This window comes from Ruminococcus sp., assembly GCF_016283395.1.
In genome coordinates, this window is the sequence record NZ_JAEEMU010000033.1 from 75297 (window position 1) to 89044 (window position 13748).

General features: G+C 45.0%; 12 protein-coding genes. All 12 read right to left on the reverse strand.

The window, feature by feature from the left end; translation table 11 throughout:
- Window positions 1-17: 17 nt before the first annotated feature.
- The gene (locus QZZ41_RS02305; RefSeq protein WP_295067554.1) at window positions 18-716 is read right to left on the reverse strand and encodes a cohesin domain-containing protein; all 699 of its coding nucleotides are present in this window, start codon (window positions 714-716) and stop codon (window positions 18-20) included.
- Window positions 706-3066: an ATP-dependent Clp protease ATP-binding subunit gene (locus tag QZZ41_RS02310; protein WP_295067557.1), complete on the reverse strand. Its 2361-nt coding sequence runs from the start codon at window positions 3064-3066 to the stop codon at window positions 706-708. Before QZZ41_RS02310 ends, QZZ41_RS02305 begins: the two co-directional genes overlap by 11 nt.
- A 74-nt stretch (window positions 3067-3140) precedes the next feature.
- Window positions 3141-4037, reverse strand: a complete 897-nt coding sequence (locus QZZ41_RS02315) for a hypothetical protein (protein ID WP_295067560.1) — start codon at window positions 4035-4037, stop codon at window positions 3141-3143.
- 67 nt (window positions 4038-4104) lie between these two features.
- Complete coding sequence (locus QZZ41_RS02320; protein ID WP_295068073.1) at window positions 4105-5268, reverse strand: DUF5711 family protein; 1164 nt, start codon at window positions 5266-5268, stop codon at window positions 4105-4107.
- 34 nt (window positions 5269-5302) lie between these two features.
- Complete coding sequence (gene truA / locus QZZ41_RS02325) at window positions 5303-6064, reverse strand: tRNA pseudouridine(38-40) synthase TruA (protein WP_295067563.1); 762 nt, start codon at window positions 6062-6064, stop codon at window positions 5303-5305.
- Window positions 6057-8933, reverse strand: a complete 2877-nt coding sequence (locus QZZ41_RS02330) for a YfhO family protein (RefSeq protein ID WP_295067566.1) — start codon at window positions 8931-8933, stop codon at window positions 6057-6059. Before QZZ41_RS02330 ends, truA begins: the two co-directional genes overlap by 8 nt.
- A gap of 23 nt (window positions 8934-8956) precedes the next feature.
- Entirely contained in the window at window positions 8957-9760 is an 804-nt protein-coding gene (locus tag QZZ41_RS02335; RefSeq protein WP_295067569.1) for an energy-coupling factor transporter transmembrane protein EcfT, read from the reverse strand.
- Window positions 9754-10623, reverse strand: coding sequence for an energy-coupling factor transporter ATPase (locus QZZ41_RS02340; protein WP_295067572.1), 870 nt, complete (start codon window positions 10621-10623; stop codon window positions 9754-9756). The genes QZZ41_RS02335 and QZZ41_RS02340 overlap by 7 nt, the downstream gene beginning before the upstream one ends.
- Before the next feature lie 39 nt (window positions 10624-10662).
- Window positions 10663-11514, reverse strand: coding sequence for an energy-coupling factor transporter ATPase (locus QZZ41_RS02345; protein ID WP_295067575.1), 852 nt, complete (start codon window positions 11512-11514; stop codon window positions 10663-10665).
- A 16-nt stretch (window positions 11515-11530) separates the two neighbouring features.
- Complete coding sequence (locus tag QZZ41_RS02350) at window positions 11531-12343, reverse strand: hypothetical protein (RefSeq protein WP_295067579.1); 813 nt, start codon at window positions 12341-12343, stop codon at window positions 11531-11533.
- Between the two features lie 9 nt (window positions 12344-12352).
- Entirely contained in the window at window positions 12353-12550 is a 198-nt protein-coding gene (locus QZZ41_RS02355) for a DUF6440 family protein (protein WP_295067582.1), read from the reverse strand.
- Window positions 12551-12864: 314 nt separating this feature from the next.
- Window positions 12865-13737 (reverse strand): class I SAM-dependent methyltransferase, encoded by an 873-nt coding sequence (locus tag QZZ41_RS02360; protein WP_295067585.1) that lies wholly within the window; start codon window positions 13735-13737, stop codon window positions 12865-12867.
- Window positions 13738-13748: the final 11 nt, after the last annotated feature.

Below are 13748 nucleotides of genomic sequence, written 5' to 3' on the forward strand. Positions count from 1 at the left end.
CGTTAAATGCAAATATATCATCTTACAGTTATACTGCCGCCTTCAAGGTGTTCAAAGGCATATTTCTCAAATGACATATTAGCGTCGAGGTCACGGAACATATCCGAGTCCATGTAATAATATCCAAGATCGTACACTGTACCAGGCTGTGCATCATTAGGGACTTTGAAGAAGAATGTAGCTATATCTCCGTCCTGACCGTTGTTGTCCTGAAACATTGTTGTAAAGAATACTGAACGCTGGTGGTTTCTTATCAGCTCATCGGCAAGATTTCTCTGCCAGTCCATAGCCACAAATCCCGAATTGTGCTGTGTAGCCTTTCCAAGCTCATACTCTACAGTAAGATCTTCTTCGTCCTCTATCTGACACTCCAAAACATCGGGATATGTGATATGTATACCACACATACTCCACTTCTTGTCTGCACCTGTGACAGATACGGTAACTTTTGCAATTTCACCGGGCTTTGCATCGGTCTTGCTTAATTTTATAAGCGGACCGTTATCTATTTCGGGGATATCCTTGAACTTTACGTGCATAAGCTCCATGCTCTCGGACATCTCTTTGCCGTTTTCATCTGTAACAGGCTCGGCAGCAGCAGTTGTTGTTTCAGCTTCGGCATTTTTGCCGTTCTTTTTATCAGAGTCCAGACAGCCTGTCATACAGACGGCTGCCATAGCGAGAGCCATAAGAACTGCGCTAAACTTATGCTTCATTTTCAGCCTGCTCCTTCCTGCCGCTGACAACTATCTTATCGCCCTCAGCCGAAATGCTTATAACACTTATCTCTGAAGCACGTTCAAGTATGATCTCTGCGACCTGATCCTCGACTTCTTCGCGAATAACACGGCGGATATCTCTTGCGCCGTAAGGCTTGCCGAATGACTTCTCTGCAATAAGCTCGAGAGCTTCTCTTGTATACTCAACAGAGATATTCTTTTCAGCAAGAGGTTCTTTCATCTCGTCAATCATAAGTGCAGCTATATCAGCAAAGTTCTCCTTAGTGAGATCCTTGAATACCACGATCTCGTCGATACGGCTGATAAATTCGGGACGGAGGAAGTCTCTCAGACCCTTCATAGCCTTTTCTCTCGATATCTCGTTCTCGGTACGGTTAAAGCCCACACCTATGCTCTTATCTGTAGAACCTGCATTTGAAGTCATGCAGATTATTGTATTTGCAAAGTTGATAGTTCTGCCCTGTGCATCGTCCACCTTACCCTCGTCCAGTATCTGCATGAGGATATTCATAACATCGGGGTGAGCCTTTTCGATCTCGTCAAAGAGTATTACCGAATAAGGCTTGCGGCGAACCTTTTCTGTGAGCTGTCCTGCTTCCTCATAGCCTACATAGCCTGGAGGCGAGCCTATCATACGTGCAACAGAATGCTTTTCCATATACTCTGTCATATCAAGTCTGATAAGCGGATCGGGTGAGTCAAAAAGCTCCTCAGCAAGTGATTTTACAAGCTCTGTCTTACCTACGCCTGTAGGACCTACGAATATGAACGAAGCAGGTCTGCGGCGTTTGCTGAGCTGAACTCTTGTACGCTTGATAGCTCTCGTGAGAACTCCAACAGCCTCTTCCTGACCGATAACGCGCTTTTTGAGAGCTTCCTCAAGTCTTGCTATCTTCATAAACTCATTTTCAGCTATCTTACTTGCTGGGATACCCGTCCAGCGTTCGATGACCTTAGTGATATCAGACTCTTCAACGTTGACATTTGCTGCCTTTTCTTTAAGAGCTGCTTCTGTCTCACGTGTATGGATAAGCTTGCTCTTTACCTCGGCAAGTGCCTGATAATCTATTTCTTCCTGCTCGGAGATAGATGTCTCCATTTCTTCAAGGACCTTTATCTCCTTTTTGATCTTTTCGTATTCACCTATTTCGGGCGAACGGATACAAGCATAGGCACAGCTTTCATCAAGGAGGTCTATTGCCTTATCGGGCAGGAAACGGTCTGTGATATATCTCTCTGAGAGTACTGCACAAACTCTTACAAGGTAATCGGATATGTGTACCTTGTGGAATTCCTCGTAATACTTCTTTATGCCAACAAGTACATTTACTGTATCCTCGATAGTTGGCTCGTTTACAGTAACGGGCTGGAAACGTCTTTCGAGGGCAGAGTCCTTTTCGATATATTTACGGTACTCGCCGAATGTTGTAGCACCTATTACCTGTACCTCTCCTCTTGAAAGAGCAGGCTTTAGGATATTTGCGGCATTCATAGAGCCTTCGGAATCTCCTGCACCTACAAGGTTATGAACCTCGTCGATGAAGAGTATGATATTGCCCTCTTTCTTTACCTCGTCAACAAGTCCCTTTACACGGCTCTCGAACTGTCCGCGGAACTGAGTACCTGCAACGAGTGCGGTAAGGTCAAGAAGGTATACCTTTTTATCAACAAGATTGAAAGGAACATCACCTTCGTTTATGCGAAGTGCGATACCCTCGGCGATAGCTGTCTTTCCGACACCCGGCTCACCGATAAGGCAGGGATTGTTCTTTGTACGTCTTGAAAGTATCTGTATAACACGGGCTATCTCGTTATCTCTGCCGATTATATTATCGAGCTTGCCGTCTGCTGCCTTCTGGGAGAGATTTGTGCAGTAGCTGCCGAGGAATTTTGGTTCCTTCGACTTTTTCTCCTTACTATTGCGTCCGAAAAGTCCCCCTTTTTTCTCTTTGCTGTCTGATGACTTTTCATCGGAAGAGCCGTTGCGGCTGCTGAAAAAGCTGCGCGGATCAAATCCGCTGCTGTTGCTGTCGTCCGACTTATCCCCGTCATCATTTCCGCCGAACATATTGGTTATAAAGTCGGGAAGAACGCCCGAGCCGCCCATTTCAAAGCTGTCGCCGTCCAGCATTCCCATCATCTGATCCGAGAGCTGATCAAGCTCTTCATCAGTGATGCCGAGTTTATCCATATATTCCTTGATCTGCGGGATATTCTGCGATCTTGCACAAGAAAGGCAGAGTCCCTCATTTTTCTTTTCGTTTCCCTGAACAGAGGTGATGAACACCACCGCAGGTCTTTTTTTGCATTTACTGCACATTATCATCAGGCAGTTCCTCCTGTCGGTTAATTATACCAAGCTTCGCGCCTTATAGGCTGAAGCAGTAATGTTTCTTTTTGTCATATATCTTTTATGAAGTTGTAGAAATACTTGAATACCCATGTTCTGTCAATAGCGTCATGGTTGAAGAAAAGCATCTTATCGCTTCCCATTACAACTGAAAGCCTTATCATAACAGCAATGATAACTATAATGACAACACCTTTGAATATGCCTATTATTCCGCTTATTGCATGAGTTACCAGACTCGGCTCCATGTGACTGTTCCTGCCGGCTGCTGTCTCTATGAAAATAGTCATTATCACAAAGAATACAAGCATAACTATCAGTACGATAAGTTTTACCTGGCTTGAATACGGTTTTTCAAGATAATTATCAACAATAAACTGCGCAGCTGGCTTTAAATTGTCAGTATCCTTTATAAGTGACATGAAATCGCAGAATTTCTTAGGATTTGTCCTTATCTGTTCTGATGCATATTCTGCCGAATACATACTGAGCTCTTTTGAAACATACGAGTTTATAATAGTTGCGTATCCTTCATGCAGCTTATTATAGAATGCACTTTCTTCATCTGCTTTTCTTCCGTTGATATTGTTGATATACTTATAAAGCTTTTCTTCAATGTCCTCGCCCGAGAAGCATATCCTCTCGACCTGACCTCGCTCAGGATAAACATCATATCCGAGATTTTCAATATACCTTATAAGGTCGTCAAGAAAATCCACATTTGAAAGAGTCTGATCCATTTTCTTTATATTGCTGCTCCTTACGGTTTTGGAATACATAGATCCCGAAATCGAGGAACTAAGCGAAAAAGCTATTGCCAGAGTAAGGGCATATCCTACCAACGCGACTGATGCTTTCAATATTCCTTTCTTTATTGTAATAAACATACATACGAGTACCGCTGCTGCAACGATTACATCGTAAAACCACCAAAATTGTGCTCCCATGTTTTTTGCACCGTGTGCTTCTACGGTGCTTCCTCCCTTCGGATAGTGAATTAATGTGTATCACCAATCAGCTTTCATAGTCTATACGATCTATTTTATTATATCCCTTCAGGAAAATATGATCATCGCTTCGTACAAAACCTGTGTAAGAATCGCTTACGTCCGCAACAGAACGAAGTCCGCCGCTGAAATCATAGGTTTTTATCTTACCCTGACACATTACATAAGCAAGTTCTTCATAAACCGTAACATCTATTGACGGTTCTTCAAGGTCGATTATAAGAGCTTCTGTTTTTCCACCTTTGAACAATGCCAATGTATACTTTCTTCTGTCGATATTATTGGCAATGACTGCGGAATAACCGTTTTCGCTGGCACCTGCAACGCGGTCGCCGTCATAAGAATAGAACGAACTGATCTGACCATTTCCGTCAACGTATCCGCAGGCATCTGCTCCGTATACGAAAGCTCCCTTATCGAAGCCATATACAGCAAGTCCCAGTGTGTTAAGTCCTGGTGAAGTCCAGTGTTCATCCTTTTCACTAAAGCTTATTTCCTGAACATTTGTAACGAGCTGACCGTTTTCAGCTGTGATATAACTCAGCACGCAACCTTTGCTGTCATTGATAAAGCTAAGGTCGCTGACCATTTCGATACACTTTCTTTCGTATATGACCTTTCCCCTTTTGTCATATACTTCCAGCGCACAGCTGTAATTATCGTATGTAGTTACCGCTGCTGTATAGCCCTGTTCACTTATTCTCGCAAAGAGGATAAGTCGCTTGGCAAATGATTTAGTATAAAAAACTTCATCTTCGTCCTCTACACTAAGCTCATTTCCTCCTTGTTCGTAAAGCAGTGCGCGTCCGCAGGCTGCACGGAGCACCGTATTCGTATATGTATGCTGACGCTTTTTGAGAAGTGCGCCGTCAGTGTCATAGAAATACGTGTAGGTATCGCTCATAAGTATCATCTTGCTGTCGGTAAATTCCAGCTGATAATCAGCTCCTCCGCTGACTTCTATAGGGAAGTTTCCTTCGGCAAGCTTACCTGAGTTAACGATAGTCCTGTACTGCTGTCCTATGCCCCTTAATTTATTATACCACATATCACGGGTAAAATAAAGCCCCGTTCCAATGGCAGCTGCAAGCAGTATCAGAATGAACCGCCTCAGCCTTTTTTGCCGCCGTTTTCGATTTTTCAGATCGACGATATCATCGGCGTCATACATTTTCGGCACGCTGATACCTCCTTGTCCTTTGTTCTCATGTCTCTTTCAGCAGCTCATCTTCACTGTAGAACACACGGTTCAGATACAGTCCGTGAGCCATTGCCGTTCTTCCTGCCTTCAAGCGGTCTTTTGCGGCGAGGATATCAGGGATATCATCGAGAGATATCCGCTTTTCGCTGACATCTATCAGAGTCCCTGCCATTATCCTAATCATATTATACAAAAAACCGTTGCCTTTTACAAGCATTATCACAGAATCTCCACTATTTTCTATTTTGAAGGAATAAATTGTCCTTACCGTGGTTGAAACATTTGTGCAGTCAGCACAAAATGACGCAAAATCGTGAGTTCCTACGAAATACTTTGCGGCCTTGCGGGCAGCTTCAATGTCAAATTTTCGTCTGTAATGAAGCATGAGATCAGCAGCAAACGGATTTTTCGATTCGCTGCAATGCATCTTGTATATATACTCCTTGCCCTTGCAGTCAAATCTTGCATGAAAGTCCTCCGCAGCGTCCTCACAGCTAAGGATAGAAATATCATCGGGAAGCTCGCCGTTAACTCCTCTGCAAAAGCCAAGACAGTTTATTTTGCTGTTTGTCTTTACATTGAAGCAGAACATATTTGCGTGGACTCCCGTATCGGTCCTTGAACAGCCTGTGATCGTAACAGGCTCATTTAGTACCTTTGAGACCTTGCTCTCAAGCACCTCCTGGACCGTTACGGCATTGCTCTGCCGCTGAAAACCGTGGTATTTCGTTCCTCTGTAAGCGATCATAACTTTCAGATTACGCATCGTCCGCCTCCTTTTTTGCAGGATCGCTTCCGTCGTAAAGAATTACTTCCGTGTCCTCGACTCTGCCGAAATCCTCCGATCTGAGTGCTTCGCTGACCTGATCGTATATCTCAGCCTTATTATTATAAGGCGAAGGTATCATTTCATTTCCCGTATTCGGTAATGCTGCCGAATACATCATATGTCTGCGTCTGCGTGATCTGCGCCGCTTTTCGCATATCATTATAAGTATTACGAGTGCGAGGCTGACTACTGTAGCCGTTACACCGAGAACAAAGCCCTCGGGTGTATACTCGATACTTATATCATGACTGCCCTTGCCTACCCTTACGCCTGTCATTGCCTGCAAAAGCTTGAACGTTTCGACTTTTTCACCGTCTATGTATACGCTCCAGCCCTTTTCATAGGGTATGGACAGGAACATAACGCCGTCCTCCGACGCATTTATCCTTCCGCGTATCTTAGTATCGCTGAATTTCTTTATCTCAAGCTGTTCGTCAGCAAGAGCGTTGTAGGCTTTTTTGAATGTATCCTCGCTTATAGCATAGACCATAAGCTTGAAATTGCCTGATTTATGCTTTTCCGAAGAAGATATCTTTACTGTTGAGGTACTGCCCTCCTGACCGTTGCCCATAGGGAAAACGATCGGATAGCTCTCTATGAGCTTTCCGCTGTCTATGAGCTCATCATCGCACTTTATCTCAAGAGAATCGCAGGTACCGCCTGTACCGTTGGCATATCCGTAGATGTAGCTGCCGTCGATACAGTCAAAGCTGTATGTTGCACTTCCTGTAGGTTCATCTGTGTCATTGCGGAAGGTATAATTTCCGTAGCCGTTCTTGGTAACTTCAAGACCGTCGTACTCCGCAAGTGCAACAGGCTGGGGCGTGAAAAACTTATCATCTATGCCCGTAGCGCGTTTTATAAGGTCGTTCTGATACTCAAAGGGATTAGCTCCGCCGTTATCCTCCATATTGAGTATATCCTCGTTAACCATAAATCCCAGTGAAAGAGGATACTTATTCTCATACAGATTGGCATTGCCTGCTGATGTCTTGTGTTCAAGCACCCAGTCCTCGGTATTCAGTTCGCCATTCTTTTTGATGATGTATTTTATTCCCAGAAGTGAATTCACAATGGGAGTAGATGTCCTGTAATAAAATCTGTTTCCTGCCTCGGAAGCATAGAGTCCAAGGCGTTTGCACATAGTCGTTACAGAAACGTTCGCCGCCGATGAGAACTGCGACAATCCGCGGTATCCGTAGAGTGCGCTGTCATTGAGAGTATATGTATACGACATTTCTGTGCGGTAGAATTTGCTCTTGTCATTCTTTTTCTCATAATCGAGAAGCTGGCGTACTTCCGTCTTATTTGAGGGATAATCCGTATATCCCGTAGTATCTACGGTACTTACGCCCATTTGTGCATTGCTTATGAACTCGCTGAATACAGCCGCAGAAAGTGCAAGGGTCATGAGCAGGTTGCGTTTTTCCTTTGTCTTGAAAGGAAATATCTTAGCTGCTATGAATATGAGCCAGAAAGCACCTACTATTATAGCCGAGCTCTTGACAGCTCCCTCAAACTTGTAATCAACGCCCTTCGACAGCTTGTTCAGTATCAGCACTGCTGCTGGTCCTGCTATCATAAGAACTAACTGGTATATCTTTATACCCCTGCTAAGTATGATATCATATGCTCTGAATGCTGCCGTTGCAAGCACGAAGCAGAATATGAATGCAAATCTGTACGGTATCTGGTTCGTGAAATGGAAGCCGTGCCATATGTAATTGAGCAAATTCATATTGCAGCTCACGACTATTATGGCAAGCATTGAAAGTGCAGCTATCTTTTCCCGTATCTTTATGCCGAATGAGAACACGAATACGCCGAAAAGCAGTACCGCCAACATTCCGCAGGCGAAATTCGGGAGTCCGTCAACCTTTGTAGGTGCATTATAGGACAGGAGATTTGCGAATATCTTTTTCCAGTCCTCGTAATAGCTTATCTCCTTTGGCATATTGTTGTTTACGCTGTAGGTGAGCTTCAAGCCGTAATAAGCAGGCAGCAGCATGAAGCCGCCAAGTCCTATGCCAAGCACTGACGAACGTATCATCAGGAACAGCTTTCTGAACCAGTCCTTTACGCCCTTACACTCGATGATGCTTGCGGCTGCAAACATGAATATCGAGAAAATACAGGTAAAATAGCCTATATAGTAGTTGGATATAAGCGAAAGTGCCAGTGTGAATGTAAATATTTTCCATTTTCCCTCGCGGCAAAGTGCAACTATGCCCAGCATTGCAAGGGGGAAAAGTGCTACGGTATCGAACCACATCACGTTCCAGTAGTAGCCCAGCGTATAGCTGCAAAGTGCATACATTACCGAGAACATACATATGGAGAAATCCTTACGCTTGAAGGTATACCGCAGGAACGAGCTGAAAAATGCTCCTGCAAAGCCTATTTTCGCACATAGTATGAATGTCAGCGCGTCGCGTACATGGTCATCGTCAAAAAGTACCGACAGCCAGTTCAGCGGACTTGCCGCATAATACGAAATAAGTGACAGAAAATTTGTACCCATTCCGTTTTCCCACGAATACAGGAACGAACCGCCGCTGACCAGCTTTTCACGCACTACCCTGAAAAACGGATAGTACTGATGCCACAGGTCTACTACAAGTATCTGCCTGTCGCCAAAGGGGTGAACTCCGTATACGCCGAATGCGTAAACCATAATGGAAAACGGGATAAGGAACGAAAGCAGGAAGTACAGGACTCCGTTTTCGTACAATATCCTGTGAAATTTGCCTTTTCTGAACCGCTCAAGCTTTCTGCGCCTTGCGGCTCGTCTTTCTTCTTTGTCCATCTTTATCCTTTCTCGCGTTCCGCTCAGAATAACCTGCCGAGTACTATTACAAGCACAAGGAAAAATACGGTCACTGCAAGGGCGATATAATCCCTTGGAGCGGACTTGAGCTGTCTCAATCTTGTTCTTCCCTCACCGCCGTGATAACAGCGGCACTCCATAGCTGTTGCAAGTTCGTCCGCACGTCTGAATGCGGATATGAACAGCGGAACAAGTATGGATATGAGGTTCTTTGCTCTCGTTGTGAAGCTTCCTGTGTCTATCTCTGCGCCTCTTGCCTTTTGTGCTGACATTATTTTATCTGTTTCTTCTATCAGTGTAGGTATAAATCGAAGTGCGATCGACATCATCATTGCAAGCTCATGCACAGGGAATTTTATCTTTCTCAGCGGCGAGAGCAGCCGCTCTATAGCATCTGTCAGAGTTATAGGTGATGTTGTATATGTCAGAACAGAGCTTCCCATAACGAGAAGAACTATCCTTACTATCATGAATATGCTGGTTTCCAGTCCCTTATCGGTTATCTTCAGAAATTTCCATTCCCAGAGCACATCGCCCGTGGACATAAGGAACAAATTCAGAAAAGCCGTTATGATAAGGAATATCAGCAGCGGTTTCACGCTCTTGAAGAACATTTTCAGCGGTATCCGCGAAAGGAGTATCACTCCGAATGTGAAAACCGCCCCCACTGCAAGGCAGATATAGTTTCCGCCCGAAAACAGCATTATGATATACAGAAGTGTTATTACGATCTTAAATCTCGGATCCAGCTTATGTATGATGCTGTCTCCCGGGAAGTACTGTCCGATAGTTATATCTCTCAGCATCGGCTGTCCCCCCGTTCTTTAAGATGTTTCAGAAGCAGGTCACGGGCATATCCCACGGTATAGACTTCCTTGCCGAAGTCAAGCCCCCTGCGCCTGAGCTCTCCGAAAACTTTCGTTATCTGAGGAACGTCAAGTCCTATCTGCGATATCTCATCAGCTCTTGCGAATACATTCACTGTCTCATCATAGCAGAAGAGCTTAGCCTTGCTCATTACAAGTATCTTGTCGGCAAATGCAGCTATATCCTCCATGCTGTGAGAAACTATGAGTATGGTATTCTTCGTGCGCTCATGGTAGCTTTTTATATGGCTCAGTATCTTGTCTCTGCCCGCAGGGTCAAGTCCTGCGGTAGGCTCATCAAGTATGAGCACTCTCGGCTCCATAGCCATAACGCCTGCAATTGCCACACGACGTTTCTGACCGCCCGAAAGTTCAAAGGGCGAACGTTCAAGAAGCTCCTCTGAAAGTCCGATATCATGGGCAGTTTCGTATACGCGGCGTTTTATCTCGGCATCGTCGAGCCCCATATTCTTAGGACCAAAAGCGATGTCCTTGTATACAGTCTCCTCGAATATCTGGTATTCGGGGTACTGGAATACAAGTCCTACCTTAAAGCGCACGTTGCGTATCTTATCCTTATCCTCCCATATATCCTTACCGTCAAGGAGCACCTTTCCAGATGTTGGTCTGAGAAGTCCGTTGAAATGCTGTATGAGCGTGGATTTGCCTGAGCCTGTGTGTCCCATTACGCCCACCATTTCGCCCTCTTCTATTTTTAAGCTCACATGGTCTACAGCAGTCTTTTCAAAGGGAGTACCGATGCTGTAGGTGTATGTAAGCTCCTGTGTTTCAAGGATAGCCAATTCTATTCTCCTTTTCTTTCCTGTAAGCAGCCGAGCTGCTCATTCTGCAAAAAGCTTTTCTATTGCCGCAACACATTCTTCCTCTGATATTATCTCAGTGGATATATCGCAGCCTGCTTTTCGTAATTCCCACGCAAGCTCTGTGACCTGCGGTACATCAAGCCCTATGGCTTTTAGCTTATCTACCTGTGAAAATACCTTTTCAGGCACATCATCAAGGACTACCATGCCCTTGTCCATGACCACAACACGGTCACAGTCCGCAGCTTCATTCATGTAATGAGTGATGAGGACTATGGTTATGCCCTGTTCTCGGTTCATGCGGTGTATTGTAGCAAGTACTTCCTTGCGTCCCTGCGGATCAAGCATAGCTGTAGGCTCGTCAAGGATTATACACTTGGGCTGCATGGCGATAACGCCTGCAATTGCCACTCGCTGCTTCTGACCGCCAGAAAGCTGGCTGGGCGAATGTAGTCTGTAATCATACATACCCACGGCTTTAAGGCTCTCGTCAACTCGTCTGCGCATCTCCTCATAGGGTACGCCGAGATTTTCCAGCGCAAAGGCTACGTCCTCCTCGACAATTGACGAAACTATCTGATTATCGGGGTTCTGGAACACCATGCCTGCACACTGGCGCAGGTCAAACAGCTTTTCCTCGTCCTTTGTGTCTATGCCGTCCACCGTTACTGTACCCTCTGTGGGGAGCAGTATGGCGTTCAGATGTTTTGCAAGGGTGGATTTTCCGCAGCCGTTGTGCCCAAGCACTGCTACGAACTCACCCTGCTTTATGTTAAGGTCTATGCCTTTGAGCACCTCGACAGGCTTCTTTTCCTCGTCATCGGACTCATAGGCAAAGTGGAGACCTTTTATTTCGATTATATTTTCCATATTTATCCCTGTTCTTTTAACTGAAAGATATAGTTGAGCACATCATAAGTATCTCTTCCTCTGAAGGAGCTTCTACTCTTACGTGATATTCATTATTACCGTCAGAAAAGATAAGTACAAATGCATGATCCATAATTTCCTCATCATCATAATTCTTGTAGTAATCACCCTTTATGAAAACATCATGTCCGTCTGAAAGATCATGAAAGACAGATGCATAAAATTTGAACTCAACTGCTTTCTCAATGGAAGCTATTCTGTAAGCTTCCTCATTCTCTCTCGTCTTTTCAGCACCTGAAAAAGACGATACTGCTTTGATAAATGAAGCTCTTGTGCCGTCATAATCCAAACCGAGCTCTGCAAACGCTTTCTCAACGTCCTCTCCCGTAAGATCGGGAAAAGCAGGAGTTCCTACCCAGCCTTCGTCCCATTTGAGCCAATCATGGAATATGATATGTATACTGTCATCTTCATTCTGATACTCGTTGCTTACTCTTGAAGAATCCATTTTTTCTGTTTCTTCAACATCGGGCGGTACAAGCATTTTGACTGTACCGTTGTTTATTTCGTGCCAGTCATCGGGAATATCGTACTCAGGAAGCTCCTGCAAGGTGATATCATCACATCTTTTCATATCCTCTTCAAGTTCTTCTCTTATCCTCTTTGTGAGCTCATCTTCTGTTTCTTCCTCAGTTGTCACCTCGGCGGTAACAGCTTCGGAAGCTGTTGTGCTCTCTGTTTCCGAAGGCTTATTCTCATTTTTATTACTGCATGATACTGCAGTAAGTGCAATTGCTGCTGTAATAAGTGCTGTCAGTGTTTTTTTCATATTCTATCCTTATTTCTTCATTGCTTCTATTTCCGCAGCTGAGGATATCACAGGCTTGCCGTCTCTGTCCAGAAGAACGGTAAGACCGCCCGAATATCCTGCCGCATGATAAACATAATTTACACCTGTTAACGTGTCCACCCATATCTCTGAAACAGTGATCTTTCCCTGTGAGTATATCTTGACAAATCTTTCGTCTTTTCCCATAATTATTTCTCCTATATCATGTTATCAAGTTTATACAGTATTTATGTCTCGGAACGCCGAGGACGGCGTTCCCTACATTTTGTATCGTTATTTGCGGGCTGTCGAGGACGCCAGCCCCTACAGTATGCTATTTTTAGTTTATCGTTCTTTAACGGGCGAGCGGAACTCGCCCCTACAAAGTGTTTATGTCGTATGCAGCGTTATTTGCGGACGACCAATGGTCGTCCCTACATATAATTATAGTGCTGTAAGCGATGTACGATCATCGTTTTTGATGACAGTAAGCGAGTTTACGAGCGTCAACGTGGAAGCGATCAAACTGGCTCAGTTTGCCAGATGGCGGTTGAACCGCATGGGAGCGTCATTCCCGTGGACTTTACGGGAAGTCCTATCTCATCAAAGCTTACACTGCCTCCGAATTTATCTGTGAGGACAGTTCCCAGTATATACCCCATTACCGAGGGAGAAAGTCCCGTAGTATAGCTGTTTATCAGGAAGAACAGCGGATCATCGGAAAGAACTCCCGAACAGAGCTTTACAAGGTCGTATACGCAGTTTTCAAGCTTCCAGACCTCGCCTCCCGGACCTCTGCCATAGCTTGGCGGATCCATAACTACCGCATCGTATTTGCGTCCGCGGCGTATCTCTCGGGCAATGAACTTCTCACAGTCGTCCACTATCCAGCGTATGGGCTTTTCGGTAAGTCCCGAAGCTGCCGCGTTGTCTCTTGCCCACTGCACCATGCCCTTTGAAGCATCAACATGGCATACAGAAGCACCTGCTGCTGCACAGGCAAGAGTTGCTCCGCCCGTATAAGCGAACAGGTTGAGGACATTTATCTCTCTGCCTGCATTGCGTATCTTATCTGCCATAAAGTCCCAGTTTACAGCCTGCTCGGGGAAAAGTCCCGTATGCTTGAAGCCTGTGGGACGTATATTGAAGGTAAGCTCGCCGTAGCTGATATTCCAGCTTTCGGGCAGTCTTTTGCGGAATTCCCACTTGCCGCCGCCCTGATTTGAGCGGTGGTAGTGACCGTCAGCGTTCTTCCACAGCGGATCGGTGCGTTCGGTGTTCCATATTATCTGCGGATCCGGACGCACAAGGCTCACATTGCCCCATGTTTCCAGCTTTTCACCGCCTGATGTATCCAATATCTTATAATCTTTCCAGTTATTTGCTGTTCTCAAAGTAAATGCTC

Bases quoted from the DNA above. Each gene is read 5' to 3' on its own strand.
- QZZ41_RS02335 (WP_295067569.1), bottom strand. From the start codon at position 9,760: ATGCTGAGAGATATAACTATCGGACAGTACTTCCCGGGAGACAGCATC.
- QZZ41_RS02350 (WP_295067579.1), bottom strand. From the start codon at position 12,343: ATGAAAAAAACACTGACAGCACTTATTACAGCAGCAATTGCACTTACT.
- QZZ41_RS02330 (WP_295067566.1), bottom strand. From the start codon at position 8,933: ATGGACAAAGAAGAAAGACGAGCCGCAAGGCGCAGAAAGCTTGAGCGG.
- QZZ41_RS02315 (WP_295067560.1), bottom strand. From the start codon at position 4,037: ATGGGAGCACAATTTTGGTGGTTTTACGATGTAATCGTTGCAGCAGCG.
- truA (WP_295067563.1), bottom strand. From the start codon at position 6,064: ATGCGTAATCTGAAAGTTATGATCGCTTACAGAGGAACGAAATACCAC.
- QZZ41_RS02305 (WP_295067554.1), bottom strand. From the start codon at position 716: ATGAAGCATAAGTTTAGCGCAGTTCTTATGGCTCTCGCTATGGCAGCC.
- QZZ41_RS02320 (WP_295068073.1), bottom strand. From the start codon at position 5,268: ATGTATGACGCCGATGATATCGTCGATCTGAAAAATCGAAAACGGCGG.
- QZZ41_RS02355 (WP_295067582.1), bottom strand. From the start codon at position 12,550: ATGGGAAAAGACGAAAGATTTGTCAAGATATACTCACAGGGAAAGATC.
- QZZ41_RS02310 (WP_295067557.1), bottom strand. From the start codon at position 3,066: ATGATAATGTGCAGTAAATGCAAAAAAAGACCTGCGGTGGTGTTCATC.
- QZZ41_RS02345 (WP_295067575.1), bottom strand. From the start codon at position 11,514: ATGGAAAATATAATCGAAATAAAAGGTCTCCACTTTGCCTATGAGTCC.